General features: G+C 56.6%; 18 protein-coding genes. 5 read left to right on the plus strand and 13 right to left on the minus strand.

Annotated elements, in window-relative coordinates; all coding sequences use genetic code 11:
- Nucleotides 1–49 precede the first annotated feature (49 nt).
- Entirely contained in the window at nt 50–1240 is a 1191-nt protein-coding gene (locus IBT47_RS19105) for a serine hydrolase (protein WP_200545741.1), read from the minus strand.
- Between the two features lie 275 nt (nt 1241–1515).
- Here IBT47_RS19105 and IBT47_RS19110 point away from each other — a divergent pair, with 275 nt between their 5' ends.
- Nucleotides 1516–2172: an HAD family phosphatase gene (locus IBT47_RS19110; protein WP_200562195.1), complete on the plus strand. Its 657-nt coding sequence runs from the start codon at nt 1516–1518 to the stop codon at nt 2170–2172.
- Between the two features lie 9 nt (nt 2173–2181).
- On the opposite strand, the gene IBT47_RS19115 is transcribed toward IBT47_RS19110, so the two are convergent.
- Together IBT47_RS19115 and IBT47_RS19120 are read right to left on the minus strand one after the other, a co-directional pair.
- Nucleotides 2182–3294 (minus strand): PQQ-dependent sugar dehydrogenase, encoded by a 1113-nt coding sequence (locus IBT47_RS19115; protein ID WP_200562197.1) that lies wholly within the window; start codon nt 3292–3294, stop codon nt 2182–2184.
- A 792-nt stretch (nt 3295–4086) separates the two neighbouring features.
- Nucleotides 4087–4755: a DUF3313 domain-containing protein gene (locus IBT47_RS19120; protein WP_234471990.1), complete on the minus strand. Its 669-nt coding sequence runs from the start codon at nt 4753–4755 to the stop codon at nt 4087–4089.
- Nucleotides 4756–4960: 205 nt separating this feature from the next.
- Between IBT47_RS19120 and IBT47_RS19125 the strand changes: the two genes are divergently transcribed.
- On the plus strand, nt 4961–5827 hold the full coding sequence (locus IBT47_RS19125) for a permease (RefSeq protein WP_200562200.1): 867 nt from the start codon (nt 4961–4963) through the stop codon (nt 5825–5827).
- Nucleotides 5828–6029: 202 nt separating this feature from the next.
- Here the strand turns inward: IBT47_RS19125 and gsiD are convergent, their stop codons facing one another.
- The 5 genes from gsiD to IBT47_RS19150 are packed head-to-tail and all read right to left on the minus strand — an operon-like array spanning nt 6030 to nt 12294.
- Entirely contained in the window at nt 6030–6935 is a 906-nt protein-coding gene (gene gsiD / locus IBT47_RS19130; protein WP_200562202.1) for a glutathione ABC transporter permease GsiD, read from the minus strand.
- Nucleotides 6936–6944: 9 nt separating this feature from the next.
- A complete protein-coding gene (gene gsiC, locus IBT47_RS19135) occupies nt 6945–7865 on the minus strand; it encodes a glutathione ABC transporter permease GsiC (protein ID WP_105593496.1) in 921 nt (306 codons plus the stop codon).
- 47 nt (nt 7866–7912) lie between these two features.
- Nucleotides 7913–9451 carry a glutathione ABC transporter substrate-binding protein GsiB gene (gsiB, locus tag IBT47_RS19140; protein WP_200562204.1) on the minus strand — a complete coding sequence of 513 codons (1539 nt, stop codon included), beginning with the start codon at nt 9449–9451 and terminating at the stop codon, nt 7913–7915.
- Nucleotides 9452–9487: 36 nt separating this feature from the next.
- Nucleotides 9488–11338: a glutathione ABC transporter ATP-binding protein GsiA gene (gene gsiA / locus IBT47_RS19145; protein ID WP_200562206.1), complete on the minus strand. Its 1851-nt coding sequence runs from the start codon at nt 11336–11338 to the stop codon at nt 9488–9490.
- Nucleotides 11338–12294, minus strand: coding sequence for an isoaspartyl peptidase/L-asparaginase (locus IBT47_RS19150; RefSeq protein ID WP_105593499.1), 957 nt, complete (start codon nt 12292–12294; stop codon nt 11338–11340). Before IBT47_RS19150 ends, gsiA begins: the two co-directional genes overlap by 1 nt.
- Before the next feature lie 265 nt (nt 12295–12559).
- On the opposite strand from IBT47_RS19150, the gene moeA reads away from it, so the two are divergent.
- The 3 genes from moeA to IBT47_RS19165 all read left to right on the plus strand — a co-directional run bounded on the left by moeA (nt 12560) and on the right by IBT47_RS19165 (nt 16203).
- Nucleotides 12560–13795 carry a molybdopterin molybdotransferase MoeA gene (gene moeA, locus IBT47_RS19155; RefSeq protein ID WP_200562208.1) on the plus strand — a complete coding sequence of 412 codons (1236 nt, stop codon included), beginning with the start codon at nt 12560–12562 and terminating at the stop codon, nt 13793–13795.
- Nucleotide 13796: 1 nt separating this feature from the next.
- A complete protein-coding gene (moeB, locus tag IBT47_RS19160) occupies nt 13797–14561 on the plus strand; it encodes a molybdopterin-synthase adenylyltransferase MoeB (RefSeq protein WP_200562210.1) in 765 nt (254 codons plus the stop codon).
- A gap of 97 nt (nt 14562–14658) precedes the next feature.
- The gene (locus IBT47_RS19165) at nt 14659–16203 is read left to right on the plus strand and encodes a sensor domain-containing diguanylate cyclase (RefSeq protein ID WP_200562212.1); all 1545 of its coding nucleotides are present in this window, start codon (nt 14659–14661) and stop codon (nt 16201–16203) included.
- Nucleotides 16204–16246: 43 nt separating this feature from the next.
- On the opposite strand, the gene IBT47_RS19170 is transcribed toward IBT47_RS19165, so the two are convergent.
- The 5 genes from IBT47_RS19170 to IBT47_RS19190 form a co-directional block, all read right to left on the minus strand.
- Nucleotides 16247–17839, minus strand: a complete 1593-nt coding sequence (locus tag IBT47_RS19170; RefSeq protein ID WP_105593503.1) for an ABC-F family ATPase — start codon at nt 17837–17839, stop codon at nt 16247–16249.
- Between the two features lie 135 nt (nt 17840–17974).
- Nucleotides 17975–19465: a sugar porter family MFS transporter gene (locus IBT47_RS19175; RefSeq protein WP_200562214.1), complete on the minus strand. Its 1491-nt coding sequence runs from the start codon at nt 19463–19465 to the stop codon at nt 17975–17977.
- A 556-nt stretch (nt 19466–20021) separates the two neighbouring features.
- On the minus strand, nt 20022–21533 hold the full coding sequence (locus IBT47_RS19180) for an efflux transporter outer membrane subunit (RefSeq protein WP_370569918.1): 1512 nt from the start codon (nt 21531–21533) through the stop codon (nt 20022–20024).
- A gap of 40 nt (nt 21534–21573) precedes the next feature.
- Nucleotides 21574–23142, minus strand: coding sequence for a DHA2 family efflux MFS transporter permease subunit (locus tag IBT47_RS19185; protein WP_200562218.1), 1569 nt, complete (start codon nt 23140–23142; stop codon nt 21574–21576).
- Nucleotides 23139–24278 carry an HlyD family secretion protein gene (locus IBT47_RS19190; protein ID WP_105593507.1) on the minus strand — a complete coding sequence of 380 codons (1140 nt, stop codon included), beginning with the start codon at nt 24276–24278 and terminating at the stop codon, nt 23139–23141. Before IBT47_RS19190 ends, IBT47_RS19185 begins: the two co-directional genes overlap by 4 nt.
- Nucleotides 24279–24363: the final 85 nt, after the last annotated feature.

Here is a 24363-nt window from a genome sequence, read left to right on the forward strand (position 1 = left end):
CCGATCGGTCCGCCCCTGCTTCACGAGCGCAAGTCAGCAACAATTAGCGTTAGCTAAACAGCCCGGTGATTTTCATCACGATAAAGTCCCAGATACGGCCAAAGAATCCCGCCTCTTTCACTTCATCCAATACCACCAGCGGACGCTGATCGATGGATTTGCCATCCAGTTGGAAATCAATGGTGCCAACCACCTGATTTTTTGCCAGCGGCGCAGTAAGCTGCGGCTGAGTCAGCGTAAAGCTGGCTTTCAGATTCTTCATCTGTCCCTTCGGCACGGTGATTGCCGCATCCTTAGCAACACCAAGATTGACCTCGCTTTGCTCACCGTACCAGACGCGCTGCGTGGCAAACGGTTTACCGGCCTTTATCGGGGTCACCGTTTCATAAAAGCGGAACCCCCAGGTCAACAGCTTCTCGCTTTCACGCATGCGAATCGCATCGGTCGCCGTACCGAGAACCACGGAAATCAGCCGCTGATCGCCGTCAACCGCCGATGCGACAAGGTTATTTCCCGCGCCGGAAGTATGGCCGGTCTTAATGCCGTCCACCTGCAAATTGGTGCTCCACAGCAGGCGATTGCGGTTGTACTGGCGGATTTTATTGAAAGTAAACTCTTTCTCTTTGTGAATCGCATACTCATCGGGCACATCACGGATTAGGGCCTGACCAATCAGCGCCATATCACGAGCGGTACTGTACTGCCCGTCGGAATCCAGCCCGTGTACCGTCTTAAAATGGGTATTCTGTAAACCCAGCGCCTTCACGTAGTTGTTCATCAGGCCAACGAAAGAATCCTGACTGCCCGCAACATAATCCGCCAGGGCAATACTGGCGTCATTGCCGGACTGAATGATAATGCCCTTGTTCAGCTCTGAAACCGGGATGCGATCCCCCGGCTTCAGGAACATCAGCGATGACCCCTGCAATACTGGATTGCCGGTCGCCCAGGCATCTTTACCCACGGTGACCATATCATCTTTGTTAATCTTGCCGGATTTCAACGCCTGACCAATCACATAGCTGGCCATCATTTTGGTCAGGCTGGCCGGATCGAGGCGGTCGTCCGCCTTGTATTCCGTCAGCACTTTACCGCTGTTGTAATCCATCAATATCCAGGCTTTGGCATCAATCTGAGGCGCAGCAGGAGCCTGTTCAGCGTAGGCCGCTGGCAGTGTTAATAACACCGTTGTGGCAGTGACCAGCGTAAAAACGCTGGCAGAAAGGAGTTTTTTCTTCATGGCGTGACCGGATATCCATTTGAAAGACGTGTATTCGAAGCGCAATCGGGTACAGAGCCACCCTACACTAAGACGTTACATCACTTAAAAGAACCTTCGAACCGTAAAGTTTCTTAGAGTTTATTAGATAAATCTTAACCTTGCCTGTCATGATGGGTAAATAATCACCAACCCCGACACGATTACACCAGGACAAATTCTGAATTAGGGTTAAACGGTTAAGCCTGTCACAATAATTCGCTACTCTGAGAGCAATCTGCTGAGGAGGAGTGACCATGGATCTCGCACTGTTTGACCTGGATGAAACTATTATTTGTGAAGACAGCACAGGATTATGGCTACACTGGCTGGTTTCTCAGGGCTTCGCCCCTCCCGCGATCCTTCAACAGGAGCAGGCGCTGATGGATCGGTACTATCAGGGTACCCTTTCAATGGAAGAATATATGGATACTACGCTTGCACCGCTGGCGGGCCTGGCGACCTCGACGGTTAGCGGCTGGATACGTCGATTTATCCAGCGTGACATTGTGCCGCGCGTCTATCCGGCGGCACGCGATCGTATGCGCTGGCATCAGCAGCGCGGCGATACGGTAATGGTGATTTCCGCCAGCGGCGAGCATCTGGTGGCCCCCATTGCGCAACGACTGGGTGCCGATTGCGCACTGGCCATTGGCGTCGAGGTGGTCGACAGCCGCTACAGCGGCAAAATCTTCGGACCGCTGACCTATAAAGAAGGCAAGGTGGAGTGCGTTAATCGCTGGCTGTCACAGAGCAGCGCCCGTCAGTTTGAGAAAACCTGGGCCTACAGCGACTCAATAAACGATCTGCCGATGCTGGAAAATGCCGATCGCCCGCACGTGGTGAATCCCGCCGATACACTGCTCTCCCTGGCGCAGCAGCGCGGCTGGGAAGTGTGTAATTGGGTACGCTAGAGCGCTATTTCAGGGAGCCAGTCCCACCCGCAGCAGCTTGCCGTCGGACTCATCGGTGAGCAGATACAGCCAGCCGTCCGGCCCCACGCGGACATCGCGAATGCGCTCGCCGCGATCCTCAAGCAGGCGCTGCTGATCGACTACCCGCTCGCCGTTCAGACTGAGCCGAATCAGATTCTTTTCCTTCAGCGCGCCGATAAAAAGCGAGTTTTTCCACTGCGAAAAACGGTCGCTGTTATAAAATGCCATACCGCTGATAGCGGGTGAAACCTTCCAGTACCAGATCGGCTGCAGCGTTCCCTCAACCTCGCCGCCTTTTGAGCCGGGAACTTTCGCGCCGCTGTAATCGATACCCCAGGTCGCCAGTGGCCAGCCGTAGTTGGCCCCTTTACGTAAAACATTCACTTCATCACCACCGCGCGGACCGTGTTCGCTCTCCCACATCTGCCGGGTCCAGGGATTGAGCGCCAGCCCCTGCGGGTTGCGCATTCCCCACATCCAGATTTCCGGGCGCGCCCCTGCTTTACCCACTAGCGGATTATCCGGTGGTATTGAACCATCCTCCTTCAGCCGCACAATTTTTCCCTGTAGTGCATTCAGATCCTGCGCTTTTTCAGCCTGAAAGTTATCCCCGAAAGCGATAAACAGATTGCCACTGCCGTCGAACGCCATGCGGGTACCCAGATTAGCCCCGCCGGAAAGGCCCGGCTGCTGGCGGATGACTTCGCGGAAATCGCTGAGCTGCTGATAATCCTCGCTCAACCTGCCATAGCCTACGGCAGCCCCACCGCGTCCATCCGGCTCGCCCCGCGTATAGCTCAGCCAGACGCGGCGGCTCTCGGCAAAGTCGGGGGCCAGCACCACGTCAAGCAGGCCTCCCTGGCTGCGGGTCCAGACTTCCGGTACGCCTTTAAGCGGTGCAGATAGCCCTTTTCCGGCCTGCCAACGCCGAAGCTCGCCGGATCGTTCAGTGATTAACACCCCCTGATTATCAGGTAAGAACGCCAGTGCCCAGGGATGATTAAGGCCATCCTGAAGCTCTTCAACCGTTACGTTTTCCGCCATCGCCGTCGGACTAAACAGCAGTGCAAGCAGGCTAACAGTGGCCAGAGGTTTGAACATTGTTTTCTCTCCGTAACGGGATGTATCAGATAACCGTAGCGAATCGGGGCTAAAGCGGCGGGCTTTTTACAAAACCTTAATGAGTAATAAAGATGGCGCTGAGGAATGGATGCCAGGGGGCAGCCTCTGCTGCTGCTTCAGGGCGGTCCTCACGCCGCGTTGCGGTGCCTTCGGTTACGCCATTTCGCCGACGGATCGGCCAGGATTGAACATCCCTGTTCAAACTCGGCCTGATGGCAGCATCCCTGCTGCCTTCTCCTGGCGTAATGCCTCCACCTCAGCGCTGTGGATGCCCTTACGCAGCAGCAGAGGCTTTCCCCTTTGAGCATTTCATCGCTGCATGAACGTCGCTTTTGCATCGGATGTAAGCATGAACCTACAAAGTCATTTAATTATCAGATAACTCAGAATTCAGAGAGCGGATTGGCTGTCCCCTGATAGACAATCCACAGCACTAAACACAGAGAGAAAACCAGGATTCATTTTTCAGGCAACACAAAAGTCAGAAAGCAGGCTGGCCGTGCCCCCGTTCGGGCAATCCGCAGCGCTGAATGCAGAGAGGAAGCCAGGATTCGCCTGCATGGACGCAGGCGAAAGGCCCAGCCGCGCAGGACGCGCGTCTGGGCCGGTCCGTGAGGCTGACGAACGAAGTGAAGGAACCGCAACGCGGCGCGAGGACCGCCCGAACGGGGGCACGGCCAGCCAGCGCCAACTCCAAGCGATGCAAACAACTTAGAGGCAGGACATGGGTACTGCCAGTTAGCGTCGTTTCCTCAAACATCACCCGCCCCGCTATTGCAGCGCCGGAAACGCCGCCGCATCCTGTACCATCTCATCAATACCGCTGCGCAACTCGTCGAAGGTAATCGGTGCGCTGTTATTGGCAACGGATTTACCGTACGCCTTACGGACCACCTTCACCACCGGCTCACCGGTACGCGCATCCAGCAGCTCCAGCTCAAGGAACAGAACGCTGTTCTGCGTACGGTGGCCTGAAGCCGCCATTGTGCTGGCAACGACCGCTGCAACCGGCACCACCTCATAGAATTTCATATCCTGATTTTCCGCACTCACCGCAGTAATTGCGGTTTTCAAAATTAGCGTCCCCGGCCCCGGTTTACTCACCAGCGGCTTATGCCGAGCTGCGGCCTGCTGAAGCTGAGTGTCCACATAGCCACGCACCTGGTCTAAAGTCTGCTGGCTGATACGTGCCGTCGGCCGGGCGGCAGGATAGTACACCACCGGCGTATAATAAATTCCGCTATAATCCGCTGACTTAAAGGTTGGCGAAATCCAGCGTAGGGTCTGATGACCGCTCGGAGAACTGGTTGGTTTTAGCTGCGAGTAATCGGAGAGAAATCCTGAAAATTGCGTCGGCTCAGCCACTTTAGAGGAACAGCCCGCCAGTATTAAACTCAGCATGACCAGCCCGGCAGACCACTTCAAATGCATCGTTATCATGGAGAAGTTCCTTGTTGTGGAAAACAGCGTGAATTGATGTCTTTTTCATCATATGCAGGGATGTTGATTTCCTCTACGGCAGCCGAAAAAATCTTTTATGGCAGTGAGATGCCACGCAATTTTTTCCTGCCAGCCTATTAGTCAATGACAATTCATTAACAAAAGTGCTATATCATTCAGCCGGAAAAAACGCTAAGGAACGCCGATGACCATTTTCCTACCGCTGATTTATCTGCTGGCGGGTTACGCTATGGGGCACAGCCGCTGGGATTTCAAAGCGCTGGCTTCCCTGCTGTTAACCCGACTCATCATTCCGCTGGTCATCATCTATAACGTCTCCAGCCACTTTCATGCCATGAGCGGTATTATTCTGGTCACCGCGCTGTTAATGCTGATTTTACTGAGCGTTGGCCGCCTTGTTAGCCGCGATCCGGTGCAGCATCTTTGCTTTTTCTATCTGAATATCGGCTGGCTGGGTCTGCCCATCGTCAGCGCTCTGTTCTCCGCTCAGGCGGTAGTGATCTTTATCGCCGCGTACGTCGGCAGCTCTATTTTTGGCAATGCGATTGGCGCAGGTATGCTCTCCGGCGCAGGCCTGGATCTGAAAGGTCTGCTAAAAACACCGCCGGTGCTGGCGCTGGGTGCGGGTATCGCGCTGATCCCTTTCGGCGAGCAGATTACCCAATTCGGGGAAGGACTTTACGATGCCGCCAAATTTCTGATGAGCTTCCTTGGGATGGCTATTCTGGGAATCTGGCTGGCGAAAGTCCGGGTGACGGCAGCGGATTTCCGTAACGAGCTGCGCCCTTTTCTACTGCGCGGCGGGGCCATTTTCCTGCTGGTCAGCACCTTGTTGTTATGTGGGCATCTTTATGGCATTCAGATACTGACCGATAACGCGGCCGCGCTGTATCTGTTCTGCCTGCTGCCGCCCGCAGCGAATATTATCGTGCTGGAAACCCACTACCTCGGCACCGGCCGCTCGGCGAAGGCGATTTCCTGCGGAACCTGCATCAGCATTGTTGCCATCGCAATTTACGCTGCCGCGATCGTGCTCAGCCACATGATGTAAGCTGGATGATGTGGCGTGAGAAGGATGATGTAAGTTGGATGATGCAGCGTGAGAAGGACGATGTAAGTTGGATGATGCAGCGTGAGAAGGACGATGTAAGTTAAAGGCTCTGAGCTGGATAATGTGAACCGCGCGGTGGGCGTTGGGTAATGTCAACCGGATGGTTTGAGCGCACAGCTCTCCCTGCGCGCTCAAAGTGCTATCAGTGCTTCAGTTTAGGGTCCAGCGCATCGCGCAGACCATCCCCCAGCAGATTGAAGGCCAGCACCGTCAGGAAAATGGCCAGACTCGGAAAGATCGCCACGTGCGGCGCCATCACCATATCCGCCTGCGCCGCATTGAGCATTGCGCCCCACTCCGGGGTTGGCGGCTGAGCACCCAGCCCCAGAAACGACAGGCTGGCGGCAGAGATAATTGAGGTGCCGATACGCATCGTGAAATACACCACGATGGAAGAGAGCGTTCCCGGCAGAATATGGCGCAGAATAATCACCCAGTCCGGCGCACCGATGCTGCGAGCGGATTCAATATAGGTCAGGTGCTTCAATACCAGGGTATTACCGCGCACCAGCCGGGCAAAGGCTGGAATGCTGAAAATCGCCACCGCGAGGATCACGTTGGACATGCCGTTACCAAGCACCGCCACCACCGCTATCGCCAGCAGGATACCGGGAAAGGCGAACAGCACGTCGCAGATGCGCATAATAATGCGGTCCCACCAGCCTTCGTAATAGCCGGCCAGCAAACCCAGCAGCGTGCCGATAGCGGCCCCCACCGCCACCGAAAAGACCCCGGCAACCAGCGACAAACGCGCACCGAGCAGTACTCGGCTGAAGATATCGCGGCCCAGCGCATCCACGCCGAACCAGTGCAGCATCGACGGCCCTTCATTAAGCCTGTCGTAGTCAAAATAGTTTTCCGCATCAAACGGTGCCAGCAGGGGGGCAAATGCAGCCACCACGACCAGCAGCACGATAAATATGGCTGCCGCCATCGCCAGATGCTGACGACGAAAACGCCGCCAGAACTCACGCCACGGGGTACGCAGACGATCGGGGCTGATTGTCGGCAGTGCGGATAGCGCAGCTTTGCGTCGCCAGTTAAGCATCAACCATCCTTATTTGTAGCGAATTGCCGGATTGATCGCCGCGTAGAGCATATCGACCATCAAATTAATCAGGATAAACTCCAATGAGAACAGCAGCACTTCGGCCTGAATCACCGGATAATCACGCATCTCAACGGAATCAACGAGCAGCCGTCCCAGTCCAGGCCAGTTGAACACCACCTCCACGACTATCGATCCGCCGAGCAGGAAGCCAAACTGTAGCCCCATCATGGTGACCACCGGAATCATCGCATTGCGCAGGCCGTGTTTGACCACCACCAGCGATTCACGTACGCCTTTGGCCCGTGCGGTACGCATGTAATCTTCCTGCATCACCTCGACAAACGATGCGCGGGTAAAGCGAGCCATCACTGCCGCTACGGCGGCACCAAGGGTAATCGAGGGTAAAATATAGTGCTGCCAGCTGTCGGCGCCAACGGTCGGTAACCAGCCCAGCTCAACGGAAAAAACCTGCATCAGCAGGATACCCAGGGCAAAAGCCGGGAAGGAAATGCCGGACACCGCCAGCGTCATCCCCAGACGGTCGGGCCAGCGGTTGCGCCACACGGCGGAAACAATGCCAATCGCCATGCCGAAAACAACCGACCACGCCATGCTGCTCAGCGTCAGCCAGAAAGTGGGCATAAAGCGCAGCGCAATCTCTTCAGACACCGGGCGTTTTGATACCATCGACAGGCCAAAATCCCCCTGCAACGCATTGGTGATATAGCGCCAGAACTGCTGCGGCAGCGGCAAATCCAGCCCCAGCTGTTCGCGTACCATCGCCACCACTTCGGCATCCGCTTCGCGGCCGGCAATCAATCGCGCCGGGTCTCCCGGTAAAAGATGAACAAACAGAAACACCAGCACCGCCACAATCAGCAGCGTCGGGATCAGGCCCAGCAGGCGTTTAATAAAATAGTTAAGCATCAATGTTCCTACGCCCCCTTAACAGGGGGCGTTTTTGCTGTCGGGCGTTACTTCAGGTCAGCATCGTCGAAGCTGAACGAGGTATCCGGCATCACGTAGAAACCGGTCAGGTTTTTAGTGTTGGCGGAAACCAGCTTCTCTACCACCAGCGGCACCCACGGCTGATCTTTCCAGATGCGATCCTGGGCATCTTTATACAGGGCGGATTTCTTCTCACTGTCGGTGGTATTCAGCGCGTCGGTCAGATCTTTATCCACCTGCGGGTTGCTGTAGAAGGCGGTATTAAAGATAGTTGGCGGCCAGGACTGAGTGGCAAACAGCGGCGTCAGCGCCCAGTTGGCTTCACCGGTTGATGCCGACCAGCCGGTGTAGAACATCCGCACGCCGCTCTCTTTCTGGCCTTTATCTTCAACCTGCGCCGCACGCTGGCCGGCATCCATTGCCGTCAGCTGTACCTTGATCCCCACCTGTGCCAGCTGCTGCTGGGTAAACTGCAGCACCTTCTGTGCGGTGCTGTGGTTATGGGAGGACCACAGCGTGGTGCTGAAACCGTCAGGATAGCCCGCCTCTTTCAGCAGCTCGCGCGCCTTCGCCGGGTTGTACTCCGGTGCCGGATAGCTCTGCGCGTACTGAATAGACGGCGGAACAATACCGGTAGCCGGGGTGGCGTAACCGGCAAAGGCCACTTTCGCCAACGCATCACGATTAATCGCGTAGTTAATCGCCTCGCGCACTTTCGGGTTATCAAACGGCTTCTGGGTGACATTCAGACTGATGTAGCGCTGCATAATCGATGGCGAGGTGACCAGATCGAGCTTGCTGTTTTTCTCCAGCAGTTTTGCCTGCTCGAAGGGGATAGGGAAAGCGAAGTTCGCCTCACCGGTTTGCAGCATTGCTGAACGGGTATTGTTGTCGACCACCGGGCGCCAGGTAATGGAGTCCAGCTTCGGATAGCCCGGCTTCCAGTAGCCGTCAAACTTCTTCACTTTAACGAAGTCGGTCTGGTTCCAGGTGACAAATTCATACGGACCGGTTCCCACCGGGTGGAAGCCGATATCCTTGCCGTATTTCTTCAGCGCGTCCGGGGAGATCATCGCCGCCACCGGACTGGCCAGGGTATTGATAAAGGCGGAGAACGGCTGCGAAAGCGTAATTTTCACCGTGGTCGGGTCGATAACTTCAGTGCCGGATACCACTTTAAACAGGTTAAAGCGCTTGAGGTGATTGTCAGGATTGCTGGCACGATCGAGGTTGGCCTTCACCGCCGCCGCGTTGAACTCCGTACCGTCCTGGAACTTCACGCCGCTGCGCAGCTTAATGGTGTAGTTCAGACCGTCGGGGCTGACCTGATAGCTCTCGGCCAGCACGTTCTGCAGTTTCATATCCTTATCAAAACCAAACAGGCCCTGATAGAAGGATTTTGCCACCGCCTGCGACAGCGTATCGTTGGCATCATACGGGTCGAGGGTGGTGAAGTTGGAGGCCACGGCGATAGTGACATCCTTCGCCGCCCAGGCAGGCAGAGCGGCAATAGTGCCCAGCAGCCCGGCGGTTAACAACAGCTTACGCGTTTTCAGAACCATCATCTCAATCTCCTGTCTCTTATTTTCATTATCAAATAATCAGGCGCGGTTAATCACATGTCGGGCAACATAATGCCCGGCACTGACCTCAACCAGCGGGGCCACCAGCGGCTCATCGCCAAGGGCACGGATCGGGCTGGGAATTTCATCAACAAGCAGCGCTCGCTCGCGGCGGCGATGGCCGGGCTGGGCGACCGGTACGGCCGCCATCAGCTTGCGGGTATACGGATGCTGCGGATTTTCAAAGACGGCCTGGCGCGGGCCGATCTCTACGATCTGCCCCAGATACATCACCGCCACCCGGTGGCTGATGCGCTCAACCACCGCCATATCATGGGAAATAAACAGAAACGCAATGCCGTAGTCGCGCTGGAGGTCAAGCATCAGGTTAATAATCTGTGCCTGAATCGACACGTCCAGCGCAGACACCGATTCATCGGCAATGACTACCTTGGGATTCAGCGCCAGCGCCCGGGCGATACAGATACGCTGCCGCTGGCCGCCGGAAAATTCGTGCGGATAGCGCTGCGCATGTTCCGGCAGCAGCCCGACCCGCTCCAGCAGGCTGGCCACTCGCTGCTCGGCCTCCTGCCCGCGGGCGATGCCGTGGACCAGCAGCGGCTCCATAATCGAGTAGCCCACCGTCAGACGCGGATCGAGAGAGGCGTAAGGATCCTGAAAAATAAACTGAATATCGCGGCGCAGATGCGACAGCGCACTGCCCTTGAGCAGATCGATGCGCTTACCGTCAAAGGTAATCGAGCCGCCCTGGCTCTCTACCAACCGCAGCAGCGATCGCCCGGTGGTGGATTTGCCACAGCCGGATTCACCGACCAGCGCCAGCGTTTCGCCGTGATGAAGATCGAAGCTGACTTTTTCCACCGCGTGCACTCGCCGTGTAACTCGGTTAAAGATACCGCTGCGAATATCAAAACGTGTCACCAGATCGCGAACCTGCAACAGCGGCGGGCCGTCTTTACGCACGGTATCCTGCGGCGGCTCGTTCGCTGCAACCTCGTCACCCACCAGTGGAAACTTCTGCGGAAAGGGGCGACCGGTCATTGCACCGAGTTTTGGCACCGCCGCCAGCAGCGCACGGGTGTAAGGCTCTTTCGGTGCGGAAAACAGCGTTTCTACTTCGCCGGTTTCCACCACGTTACCGCGATACATCACCTGTACCCGATCGGCCATTTCCGCCACCACGCCCATATCGTGCGTGATAAATATCACCCCCATCTGCATTTCCTTTTGCAGTACGCGGATCAGCTGCAGGATCTGCGCCTGAATGGTCACATCCAGCGCGGTGGTCGGCTCGTCGGCAATCAGCAACGCCGGGCGACAGGAGAGCGCCATGGCGATCATCACCCGCTGACGCATGCCGCCGGAGAGCTGATGCGGATAGCGGGACATAATATTTTTAGCTTCCGGAATGCGGACCAGATCCAGCATGCGCTTCGCTTCCTCCAGCGCCTGCTGGTGATCTTTACCCTGATGCAGGCGAATAGACTCGGCGATTTGCTCACCGACCGGAAACACCGGGTTCAGAGAAGTCATCGGCTCCTGGAAGATCATCGCGATATCCGCCCCGCGTATCTCACGCAGTTTCCGGGAGGAGAGCGTCGCCAGATCGACCCGCTGCTGGTTGCGGCGACGCAGCAGAATACTGCCGCTATCAATGCTGCCGCCGCCCTGCTCTACCAGCCGCATCAGTGCCAGTGAAGTCACCGACTTACCGGAACCGGACTCGCCGACAATCGCCAGCGTTTCGCCTTCGCGAACCGTTAACGAGAGATTATTTACCGCCTGAATGCGCTGACCTTCCTGCTGAAAACTCACGCTGAGGTCGTTGACCGTCAGCACCAGTTCATTGTGCTGGTGAAGCGCGCTCATCAATACTCCTCGCGAAAAATAGCCGCCACCGGCGCTTCGCCGACCACGCCGTAACCGCGATACATCCCTTCACTGTTAAACGGCAACAGCACATTTCCCTGGCGATCGATGGCGATCAGCCCACCGCTGCCGCCGAGCTGAGGGATTTTTTCCATAACGACCCGTTCGGTTGCCTGCTGAAGCGACAGGCCGCCGTAGTTCATCAGCGCGGCAACATCATAGGCCGCAAGAGTACGAATAAAGACTTCGCCGGTACCGGTACAGGATACCGCCACCGTATCGCTGGCATAGCAACCCGCACCCGGCAGCGGGGAGTCACCCACCCGGCCAACTTGTTTATTGGTCATGCCACCGGTGGAGGTGGCGGCAGCAAGATTTCCTGCGGAATCCAGCGCGACGGCACCGACGGTGCCCATTTTACGATCCGGGTCGAGCGGCTCGCCCGAACGGGCTTCGTCGTGATCCAGCACCACTTTCTGCTGGTTCTGCGCGCGTTCCAGCTGTTTGCGACGCCCCGGCGTAGAGAAAAAGTCAGCGGCAACCATTTCCAGCCCCTGGGCAGCCGCAAACGATTCCGCACCGGCGCCAGTGAACAGCACGTGGGGACTGTGTTCCAGCACCGCGCGCGCTGCCAGCACCGGATTGCGAATATGGGATACGCCCGCGACGGCACCAGCTTCAAGCGTACGGCCATCCATCACGCAGGCATCAAGTTCATGGGTCGCCTGATGGGTAAATACCGATCCCACTCCGGCATTAAACATCGGGCACTCTTCCAACAGACGGACCGCTTCGGTCACCGCATCCAGCGCGCTCGCACCGCTGGCCAGCATCGCCTGGGCGCTGGCCACAATCTGCATCAGCGCCTGACGATAGCGTTGCTCGGCTTTTGCATCCATACTGGTACGAGTTATCGTGCCTGCACCACCGTGGATGGCAATCGTCGCTCTGACCATGATTATTTATCCTGTCTGTTAAATCAGCATGAAAAACACCGGGTTAGCTGGTATTTTTTGAAAAAATACCGTTTTGACTATAGGTAGCATACCTGAGGTTGTAAAGCGGAAAGTTCGCACCCTGATAATAACCAATGGTTCTAACTTAGCTGCGTTTCTTCCTTTCGCACCGCCGTTTTCAGCATGCGTGACCCTGCTGTCGAATCGCGCCATAATACTGCCAAAAGCATTTCGCCCGCCCTGCGGCGCGAACCGAGGAGAAGTTATGGAAGCGTTTACATCGGGATTGATCTCCCTCGACGATGCCCTGAGCAATATGCTGAGCCGCATTACCCCTATTGATGAAAGTGAGCTTTTACCGCTGCCGCAGGCGGCAGGACGCATCAATGCGTCGCCGGTAATATCGCCGATGGCGGTTCCCCCTTTTGATAATTCTGCGATGGATGGCTATGCCGTCCGCATGGCCGATGTCCAATCCGGCACGCCGCTGACCGTCGCGGGGAAAGCCTTTGCCGGTTCGCCTTTTAACGGTGACTGGCCGGCCGGCAGCTGTATCCGCATTATGACCGGCGCGCCGATACCTGCGGGATGTGAAGCCGTGGTGATGCAGGAACAGACCGAGCAGCAGGGTGACGCGGTGGTGATTACCGCCGAAGTCAGCGCCGGGCAAAACATCCGCCGCGCTGGCGAAGATATCCGCCAGGGAAGCGAAGTACTGACCGCCGGTGTCAGGCTCGGTGCCGCCGAACTGCCGCTGCTGGCCTCGCTGGGCATTGCCAGCGTGCAGGTACTGCGCCCGTTACGCGTGGCAATTTTCTCCACGGGTGATGAACTGCAATCACCGGGCCAGCCGCTGGCCGCCGGGCAGATCTACGACACTAACCGCTTTGCCGTGCATCTGATGCTGAATAAGCTGGGCTGTGAAGTGATCGATCTGGGCATTATTCGTGACGATCGCGATGCGCTGCGTGCCGCTTTTCATGAAGCCGATGCCCGTGCTGACGTGGTGATCAGCAGCGGCGGTGTCTCCGTTGGCGAGGCCGATTACACCAAGCAGATGCTGGAAGAACTGGGTGAAGTCACCTTCTGGAAGCTGGCGATCAAACCGGGCAAACCGTTCGCCTTTGGTCGACTGCAAAACAGCTGGTTCTGCGGCCTGCCCGGCAATCCTGTCTCGGCCATGCTCACGTTCTATCAGCTGGTGCAGCCGCTGCTGGCTAAACTTACCGGTCAAAGCGGACCTGCCCTGCCGCCGCGCCAGCGGGTACGCAGCGCCGATGTGCTAAAAAAATCGCCGGGCCGCCTCGACTTCCAGCGCGGGCTCCTGCTGCGTAACGCGCAGGGAGAACTGGAAGTGAAATCCACCGGCCATCAGGGTTCTCACGTCTTCAGCTCATGGCATCAGGCAAACTGCTTTATCGTTCTTGAGCGCGAACGCGGCACTGTACAGCCCGGTGAGTGGGTAGAAATTGAACCGTTTAACGCACTGCTGGAAGGCTGATATGCATCCCGAACTCAGCGATGAAGAGATGCTGCGCTACAACCGCCAGATTGTGCTGCGCGGCTTTGATTTTGAAGGCCAGGAACAGCTGAAAGCGGCAAGCGTGCTGGTGGTCGGGCTGGGCGGGCTGGGCTGTGCCGCCAGCCAGTATCTTGCCGCTGCGGGCGTCGGTCATCTGACCCTGCTCGACTTCGACAGCGTTTCACTGTCGAACCTGCAGCGGCAGGTGCTGCACGGCGAAGCGCAGCTGGGTATGGCGAAAGTCGAGTCAGCGCGTGCGCGTTTAACAGCCATCAACTCGCAGATCCGCTACAGCACGATAAATGCGCAGCTTGACGATGGCGAACTGGCGCAGCTGATTGCCGATCATCATCTGGTGGTCGACTGCTGCGATAACGTCGCCACGCGTGAACAACTCAACCGCCTGTGCTTTAGCAGCAAAACGCCGCTGGTTTCCGGCGCGGCGATTCGTATGGAAGGGCAAATCAGCGTATTTCGCTGGGGCGATAACGAACCGTGCTATCGCTGCATCAGCCGGCTGTTTGGCGCCGCAACGCTCAGCTGCGTGGAAGCGGGTGTGATGGCACCGCTGGTCGGGGTGATCGGTTCTCTGCAGGCGATGGAGGCAATTCGCACACTCACCGACTACGGTAGCCCGGTTGCCGGTCAACTGCTGCTGTACGATGCCATGACCTTACAGTTCCGTACGATGAAAGTGGCCCGCGACCCTCACTGTGAAGTTTGCTCGGACAGCGCATCGGAATAAACGCTTTTCGTAATTTTTACGGAGTAAAAACAAGCGTTTCGACTGGCAGAACCTATAATAAAGTATGACCGCCCCGGTGGCAGGAAGGATGACGTAGATGATTGCAGACCAGCACGCCGTGACCACCCACTCCAGTAAGCTTTCATTGCGCCAGATGATGATCATTTTTTTACTGGCAATCGTGAGTGTGGTGATTCTGATAAACGGCTGGCTGATCTGGAACTCCTGGCAGCGGACCATCGCCTCGGCGCAGAATGATGCGCATAATCTCTCGCAGTCGCTCTCCCGTCAGGCGGAGGACACGTTCTTACAGGTCGATCTAACGTTACAGGACGTCAGCGACCGCATCTCGCTCATCGGGTTAAATCAGGCACAGCACGGCTATCTGCGCGAGCTGCTCAGCTCGCGCACCAGCTCACTGCCGCAGCTTAACGGTATGGCGATCTATGATGCGCAGGGTAACTGGTTAGTCACCTCCAGGGGGAACATTCCAAAACAGATCAATAACAGCGATCGGGAATATTTCCGTTATCACCTCACCCATGCCGACAGCAGGGTCCATATCGGCAAGGTGATCCGCAGCCGCGCAACGGGTGATTTGGTGATCCCGGTTTCATTACGCCTGAATAACAGCGATGGTTCCTTCCGCGGAATTCTACTCGCGTCTGTCAACCTTAGTTTTTTCAAAACGGTTTACGGCTACTACAACCTGGGTCGCCATAACGTACTGGCGTTGATGCTCAGTGACGGTACGATCCTGTATGTGCGTCCCTATGTTGAGAGCGCCATTAACCGCAATATCTCTGACAGCCCGCTGTTCACTACCCTGCTGAAAAACGCCTCCAGCGGCACCGCCGTTTATAAATCCGCACTGGACGGCAAAGAGCGCGTCTTCGGCTATTCGGCCCTGCAGCGCTATTCGCTGGTCACGGCCGCCGGATACGATAAAGGGCAGCTGATGCGCGGCTGGTTCTCTACGCTGAGCGTCTACATCGCGCTTTGTACCATTCTGCTGCTGGTCATTTTCCTGTTGGGGATGCTGGTGTTACGGCATATCAGCCTGAACCAGAAAAACCAGCTGGAGCTGACCGCCGTGCGCGACCGGCTCACCGCGATGAACCGGACGTTACAGACGCTGGCGCTGGTTGACGGTCTGACCGGGCTGGCAAACCGTCGTCAGTTCGATCTCTATTTGCAGCACAGTGTCGATCGGGCACATAAGTTACAGATCCCGCTGGCGCTGCTGATGATTGACGTCGACTCGTTTAAAGCGTTTAACGACAGCTACGGCCATCCGGCAGGAGACGACTGCCTGAAACGCATTGCCGATGCGCTGGCCCACCTGCCTCACCGCCCGGACAATCTTGTGGCCCGTTACGGCGGAGAAGAGTTTGCAATTATTTTGCCCGGTGGCGATCGTGAGGTGGCGAGTCGCCTGGCGCAACAGGTGGTCGAAGCGATTAGCGCACTGAATATTCCCCATCAGCACAATAGCTGCGGCCAGCAGAGGGTCTCCGTTAGTGTCGGACTACATGTCATGACCCAGGAAAATCAGATACTGTCGCCGCAGGCGTTGATTGCCGGGGCGGATCGGGCGCTGTACGTAGCAAAAAACGCGGGGAAGAATCAGGTAGCGGAATAATGATTAAGCGTGGGCCAGAAGAACCTGGCCCACGAACGGCAATTTAGACGATACCCTGGCTGCGCAGGTAGTCTTCGTAGTTGCCGGTGAAGTCAGTGATCTTGCCCGGAGCCATTTCAATGACGCGGGTCGCCAGCGAGCTGACGAACTCACGGTCGTGAGAAACGAAGATCAGCGTTCCTTCGTACATCTCCAGCGCCATATTCAGCGCTTCGATAGATTCCATATCCAGGTGGTTGGTCGGTTCATCCATAATCAGGATATTTGGCTTCTGCATCATCAGCTTGCCAAACAGCATGCGCCCTTTTTCCCCACCCGAAAGCACTTTAGCAGGCTTCTTGATATCGTCCTGACTAAACAACAGGCGACCGAGAATGCTGCGAACCGCCTGCTCGTCGTCCCCTTCCTGCTTCCACTGGCTCATCCAGTCGAACACGGTAAGATCGTCGCTGAAGTCATGGGCGTGGTCCTGCGCGTAGTAGCCAACCTGCGCATTTTCAGACCATTTCACGGTGCCGCTATCCGCAGCCAGTTCACCCACCAGCGTTTTCAGCAGGGTGGTTTTACCAATACCGTTCGGGCCGAGGATCGCCAGCTTTTCACCCACTTCCAGCAGCATATTCAGGTTTTTAAACAGCGGACCGTTATCAAAGCCTTTGGTGACCGCTTCAAGCGTCAGCGCATTACGGAACAGCTTTTTATCCTGTTCAAAGCGGATAAACGGGTTCTGACGGCTGGAGGCTTTGACCTCTTCCAGCTTGATCTTATCAATCTGCTTGGCGCGAGAGGTTGCCTGACGGGATTTCGAGGCGTTGGCGCTGAAGCGGCTGACGAAGGACTGCAGTTCGTTGATCTGCGCCTTCTTCTTGGCGTTATCAGACAGCAGACGTTCACGCGCCTGAGTGGCGGCCGTCATGTATTCGTCATAGTTACCCGGATAAACACGCAGTTCACCGTAGTCCAGGTCAGCCATATGCGTGCAGACCATATTCAGGAAGTGACGGTCGTGCGAAATAATGATCATGGTGCTGTTACGCTCGTTCAGCACCTGCTCCAGCCAGCGAATGGTATCGATGTCCAGGTTGTTCGTTGGTTCGTCAAGCAGCAGAATTTCCGGGTTAGAGAACAGCGCCTGCGCCAGCAGCACACGCAGTTTCCAGCCGGGGGCGACTTCGCTCATCGGACCGTAGTGCTGCTCCAGCGGAATACCCACGCCCAGCAGCAGTTCACCGGCGCGTGCTTCAGCGGTATAACCGTCCATTTCGCCGTATTTTTCTTCAAGATCGGCAACTTTATAGCCATCTTCTTCGCTCATTTCCGGCAGCGCATAAATACGGTCGCGCTCTTCCTTCACCGCCCACAGTTCTACGTGGCCCATGATGACCGTATCCAGCACCGAATACTGTTCGAAGGCGAACTGGTCCTGACGCAGCTTACCAATACGCTCGTTAGGATCGATGGAGACGTTACCGGCAGAAGGCACCAGATCGCCACCCAGAATTTTCATAAAGGTGGACTTACCGCTGCCGTTGGCACCGATCAGACCGTAGCGGTTGCCACCGCCAAATTTGACAGAAATGTTTTCGAACAGCGGCTTACTGCCAAACTGCATGGTGACGTTGCTGGAAACTAGCACAGGATTGCCTTTATTTTACGTAATGAGGATGTGAGTCAGCGCGCATTATGCCAAAAACGGCGCGGCGAATACAGTGTACTGGTGCGGCAGGCGGGCGCGGAGGTAAAAAGGCCGGGTGAGTACCCGGCCATAGGATTAGTGGCTTTCCGCTTTATGCTTCGATGGAGCCAGCGTTGCGGCATCTTCATCGTTACTCAACCAGTCATGCAGATAGTGTTCAATCTGCTCCAGGCTGCGGTTACGGGTTTCCGGCACGCACTTGATCACGAACAGCGCGCCGCAAACGCCTATCAGACCGAAGATAAAGAAAGCACCGGAGAGGCCCATGCTGGCGAGCAGAAGCGGGAAGGCCAGAGAAATAAGGAAGTTGGCAATCCACATCGCGAACACCGCGCCGCCCATAAAAACGCCGCGCAGGCGGGTTGGGAAGATCTCCGAAAGCAGTAGCCAGGTGACCGGAGACAGCGCACCCTGCTGGAAGCTTAAAAACATCAACATGCCCAGCAGCACCATATAGCTGCGCAGAACATCCACCTCGCCGTTGATGGTTTCCGGCATGAAGTAGCTCACCGCGCCGATAAAGAACAGGCAGGCGGTACAGCCAAACTGGCCGATCTTCACCAGCGTACGGCGGCCAATGCGACCCAGCAGCCAGATGCCGACAAAGGTCATGATGACGGAGATTGCGCCGTTGGCAATGGTGGCGAACAGTGCCGCATCGGTGCTCATGCCTACCGCTTTCAGCATCGTTGGCGCGTAGTACATGATGGTGTTCACGCCCGAGGTTTGCTGAATGACCGCAATGCCCACGCCGATCAGGAACAGTTTAAACAGCCAGGGCTTTCTCAGTTCCCGAACGCTGGAACGCGTCTGCTGGCGGTCTTCCTCTTCCAGCGTCTCGGTTATTTCCTCCAGCTCCCATTCAACGTCTTCCTTCGCTCGCGTCCGCTCCAGCACCTTGCGCGCTTCGGCCAGCCGCCCTTTCATCGCGTACCAGCGTGGCGTATCCGGCATAAACATCATGCCGAACCACAACAGTACGGCGGGAACCGTGGCAACGAACAGCATCCAGCGCCAGGTATCATGCCCGCCCCAGGCCGCGTTAAACCCGGCGTTGGAGATATAGGCCAGCATCTGACCGGAAACGATCATCAGCTCCTGAATCGTCACCAGCTGCCCGCGCTTGTTGGCGGGTGCAATTTCCGCGATATACACCGGCACCGTGGCCGACGCGCCGCCGACGGCAACGCCTAAAACCACGCGGAAGAAGATCATCCACTCCACGTCAGGGGCCAGCGCGGTGCCTATCGATCCCATCGCGAAAATAATCGCCAGGGTAATAATGATCTTTCTGCGGCCTACGGCGGCGGCAAAATGACCGGAGAACAGTGCGCCAAATGCCGCACCAAACAGCAGTGAACTGGTAACCAGTCCGGTAGTGAAGGGGGTAAGGTGTAACTCGTCACCCATAAACAGCAGGGCTCCGGAAATAACGCCGGTGTCATAGCCAAACAGCAGGCCACCTAAAGTAGCGATTGCGGCAATCACTTTAACAAGGGGTTCTGTTTTGGTGTTGCTGTTGGGACCTGACGCACGGTTAGCGGTTATATATTGTTCTTTTGCCATAGCGACTTCAATGACCTCTTAACGACCTGGTTGGTAAGGGGACAGAGCGGTAAAACTCAACCTTGTTTTAACAACAACCGTCTGCATAACCAATTTAGATCATTTTTTTCATTTTAATTAACAATGAAAATTAAATTTTGAGAAACCGATCCCATTACTGCCTTTAATTTGTGACGCATCGCTCATTAATCCGCTTTTAAGTTTGAACTGGCCCGATAATATGCCTGCAATTTCATTTCACATCACAACAAAAGAGAATATAAATTTCATTATAAAATAGAGGTGATAGCTATCTATCATTCATCCTCTCAATAAAAATCAACCAAAAATATATTTAAATCAATTAAAAATCAATTAGTTATGCAGGTGATGGTTTATTTATCATTTCATCATCATCGCTATCACTTTTATCTTGTGGAGTGAGGGTTATGGGAGATAACCGGAATTAAAACAGGGATTAAACCTGTGCGGATATAAGAACTGTCCGGCAGCGACAGGAAGGGATTAACACGGAAAGTGATTAGCCCCCGAAAAGGGGGCTGTGGGGAAGGCAATATTACTGTGGGGTTTCCGCCGGGCCAAATACGGAATATTCCGGCAGGCTGACGTTCTGGTAATTTTCCCAGCCGCCGCCCAGCGCTTTATACAGTGCAACCAGATCCAGACCGGTCTGCACCCTCGCCTGCTCGGCCTGCTGCTGCGCCTGCGCCAGCTGACGCTGGGCGTCGAGCGCCTCAATAAACGAAGAGATCCCCTGGCGGTAACTGTCGCTGGCCAGATTGAACGCCGACTGCTGTGCTTTTACCGTTTCATCCAGACCGACCACCTGCTGCTGATCGCTGCGGTAGCTGACCAGCGCGTTTTCCACATCCTGCAACGCGGTCAACACAGTTTGCCGGTAGCCCAGCGCGGCGCTGGCCTGCTGTGCACGTGCCACTTTAACGCTCGATACCAGACGCCCCCCCTGAAATATCGGGATGGAGACGGACGGACCGTAGCTGTAGAAGTGGCTGCTCCAGTTATCCAGATAGCCCGCATCGCTGTTGCGCATACCAAACTGCCCGGTCAGCGACACGCTGGGGAACAGCTCGGCCACCGACACGCCGATATTCGCCGTGGCGGCATGCAGGCTGGCTTCCGCCTCGCGCACATCGGGGCGACGGCGGGCCAGCGTGGCAGGGATGCCGACCGGCACCACCTGCGGCAGCGATGGGAACGCTTTGCTGGCCGCCAGTTCGCCATCCAGCGCGCCGGGTACGCGACCGGTTAGCACCGCCAGTCCGTTCATCGCCTGATGGATCTGCGCTTCGTACTGCGGCAGCTGAGAACGCAGCAGGTTGTACTGGGCGCGGGCGTTCTCCACGTTGGTTTGCGGTGCCAGCCCGTTACGCTGCTGGCTCTGAGTCAGCTCCAGCGTCTGCTGCGCAACGGCGATTTGCGTCTGGAGCGTGGCGGTGATCGCCTGCGCGCCGCGCAGTTGCAGATAGGCCCGGGCCACTTCGGCCTCCAGCGACACCAGCGCGTCGTTGCGGCTTTCTATCGACTGCTGCTGCTGCGCACCGGCCATCTCAACCTGACGACGGACTTTGCCCCACATATCCAGCTCCCAGGAGGCATCAAAGCTGCCCTGGTACAGGCCGACCGGTTTAGACAGACTGTCCAGCACCGGTTTTAAGTCGGTATCGGTATCAATTTGATCAACGCGATCATAAACCCCTTCGGACTCCAGCTCGCCTTTGATGCCCAACTGCTGGCGGTTAAATCTGCCGTTGCCGTTCACGGAGGGAGCCCAGGCTCCGCGTGCCTGGCTCAGCTGCTGACGCGCACCGGCAATGCGCAGTACCGCCTGCTGTAGCGACAGGTTCCCGGCAATCGCCCGCTCAATCAGGCTGTCCAGCTGCGGATCGTTAAAGGATTTCCACCAGCTGGCGTTGACCGCCGTTGCCTGCGGGCGCGATGCGCTGCCCGACTGCATGCTGTTAAAGCTGCCCGGCGTGGCGGGTTTGGGTGCCTGGTAATCCGGGCCAACGGCACAGGCGCTCAGCGCCAGCACGGCAGCCACCAGCATTGCCGTTCGCGAACGGGCCAGAGGGAAATAAACGTGCATGTCAGTGTGCTCCCGCACTGCCTTCGCTCTTAATTGGCGACAGCAATAGACAAAATGGAATCAGGATCAGGGCCACAATGCTCAGGCCCATAAAGACGTCAATATAGGCGAGGAACCTCGCCTGCACGATCATCTGCTGGTAGAGCTGCCCGGTGGCGATGGCGATCGGATCGCCCGCCATATGGACAAAGTCACGCACGCCCTGCGCCCAGCGCTCTACGGCAAGGTTAAACGGCTCGTTAAGCGGCGTCATGTTATGCACCATTTCCGCGCTGCGCGCTTGGGTTCGCTCGGTTATCATCGCCGTTGACAGCGAAATGCCGATCGAACCGGCCACGTTACGGAACATGGTAAACAGCGCCGAGGCGTCGGCGTTAAGCCGCTGCGGGATAGTGACAAAGGCAATCGTGGTCAGCGGCACAAACAGGAAGCCCAGACCGATAGTTTGCGCGCTGCGCATCATCACCAGCGTCGTGAAGTCGATATCCGGGGTCAGCGTGGCCGAATAGATAAACGACAGCATCAGCAGCGTGAAGCCAAAGGCGATAATCAGCCGGGTTTGTATCAACGGCATCAGCTTCAGCACCAGCGGGATCGACAACACGATTAGCACCGCTCCCGGCGATAGCACCAGCCCGGAAAGCGTGGCCGTATAGCCCAGATCCTGCTGTGCGAGCTGTGGGATCACCACCGAACTGCCGTAAAGTATCGCGGCCATCCCCGCCATCAGCAGCCCCGCCACCGCGAAGTTGCGATCCTTGAGCACGTGCAGATCGACTACCGGTTTTTTGGCATAAATCAGCCAGTAGATCGCTCCGACAATGCCGGTCAGCGCCAGCAGGCCAAAGGTGACAATAAAGCTGGAATTAAACCAGTCTTCATCTTCACCGCGATCCATCATCACCTGCAGGCAGCCCAGTCCGAGGGTGATCAGGCTGATACCGATATAATCTACCCGCAGCTTGCCCTTCGCCCACTTCCGCTCCCACGGCGGATCTTCCAGCAGCTGATAAATTGCCAGCACGCTGAGTATCCCTACCGGGATGTTAATGAAGAACACCCAGCGCCAGCTGTAGTTGTCGGTGATCCAGCCACCCAGCGTCGGGCCCATAACCGGGGCGACGATGACCGCAATCGAAGAAAGGCCAAACGCTTTGCCGCGATCTTCCGGCTTAAAATAGTCCAGCAGCACCGACTGCTGCACCGGCTGCAGGCCACCGCCAAAGAAGCCCTGCATCACGCGGAACAGAATGATCTGCCACAGCTCGGTGGCAATGCCGCAAAGAAACGAGCAGACGGTGAACATCACAATGCAGATCAAGAAGAACTGCTTGCGCCCCAGCAGGCGGCTGAGGAAGGCGGAAATCGGCAGCACGATGCCGTTGGCTACAAGGTACGAGGTCAGCACCCAGGTGGATTCGTCATAGCTGGCAGAGAGCGAACCGGCTACGTGCGGCAGGGCCACGTTGACGATGGTGGTATCCAGGATCTCCATAAATACCGCCAGCGTGACCGTCATGGCTACCAGCCAGGGGTTGCTGGACGGCTTCCAGCTCTGGCCGGGGGTCATTCCACCGTCACCTTCGGCTCAACCGAAAGGCCAATCGGCAGCGGCTGATTCGGGTCCAGCCCCTTGTCGATAACGATTTTCACCGGAACGCGCTGTACGATTTTTACGTAGTTACCGGTGGCATTCTCCGACGGGAAGGCCGAGAAACGCGAACCCGAGCCCATCTGCACACTGTCAACGTGCCCTTCCAGCTTCAGATCCGGCCAAGCATCCACGCCGATCTCCACCTTATCGCCCGGCTTCATGCGACGCAGCTGCGACTCTTTAAAGTTAGCGACGATCCACACATCCGGCGAAACCAGCGAGAACAGTGACGATCCCGCCTGCACCAGCGTACCCACCTGCACATTACGTTTGGTGACAAAGCCGTCATAAGGCGCGCGCACTTCGGTGTAAGAGAGGTTCAGATTCGCCACGTTAAGCTGCGCCTGCGCCTGTTCAACCTGGCTCTGGCGTGCTTCGACGTTGGTTTCCTGCTGGCGAATTTGCAGAGCAACCTGCGAGGCCACTTCTACCTGCGCTTTAGCATTTTCCAGTTCCGCTTTTGCGGAGCGCAGCTGGGCGCTGGCAGAATCAATATTCCGCTGCGAGGTTGCACGTGGATCGACGTTGCGCTGGCGCTTATCATCAGCCAATGCATTCGCATAGTTGGCTTCGGCGCGCGCCTGCTGTGCCAGCGCCTGATCTTTTTGCGCCGGATACTGCACCTTCGCCAGGCTGAGCTGCGCCTGTGCCTGATGCAGCTGTGCCTGCGCCAGACTGAGCTGGGCCTGCGCCTGCGCCTGCTGTGCGGTGGTATCGCGCGGGTCGATCACCACCAGCAGATCGCCCTTCTTCACCCGCTGGTTATCTTTCACCCGGAGTTCGGTGACGTAGCCCGAGGTTTTCGGCGAGATGGTCACGGCGTCCGCCTCGGTAAAGGCGTCATCGGTGGTTTCAATATTACGGGTAGTCAGCCAGAACCACAGCGCGACAACCAGCATCACCACCACCACTATCGCGAGGATAATCAGTGGTTTTTTACCGGGCCGTTTGCGGGGAGCTTCATTGTCATCGTGGTTCGGGGATTGCTGGTCATGCTGATGAGGTGTCTCATCCGTCGAGCCTGGTGTCGTTTGATTAGCCATAGTTCCCATCGATCAGAAGGCGCACTCAAAATTAAGTCGCAATGAGTCAGTCTGATCTAAACATAAAGCGTAAATTGACAATTACCAGGCTTTC

This window comes from Erwinia sp. S43, from assembly GCF_016624745.1.
GTDB lineage: Bacteria > Pseudomonadota > Gammaproteobacteria > Enterobacterales > Enterobacteriaceae > Erwinia > Erwinia coffeiphila.